At 48.8% G+C, this 256-nt stretch carries 1 pseudogene; it reads left to right on the top strand.

The features are described from left to right. Positions 1-81: pseudogene (locus A1019T_RS13800) on the top strand (RNA-guided endonuclease TnpB family protein); the annotation flags it as partial. Positions 82-256 lie beyond the last annotated feature (175 nt).

Genomic DNA, 256 nt, shown 5'->3' with positions numbered 1-256 from the left:
CATGATAGAGATATCAATGCTGCTAAGAACATCCTTGCGGTCGGGCTTGACCGTCTAGCTGTAGGAATCCCCTCGGTTTAGCGAGGGGAGGAAGTCAAAGGGAGATCATCACCCAAATCTCACGCATAAAAAAAGCCAACTTATTGCTAAGTTGGCTTTTTAATATCTGGCGGAGTCGGAGAGATTCGAACTCTCGAAGGGCTATGAACCCTTGCCGGTTTTCAAGACCGGTGCATTCAACCGCTCTGCCACGACT

The organism is Psychrobacter piechaudii (assembly GCF_900162825.1).
Classification (GTDB): domain Bacteria; phylum Pseudomonadota; class Gammaproteobacteria; order Pseudomonadales; family Moraxellaceae; genus Psychrobacter; species Psychrobacter piechaudii.
The sequence above is the reverse complement of the archived record's forward strand: the minus strand, read 5'-3'. Positions and strand labels throughout refer to the sequence as shown.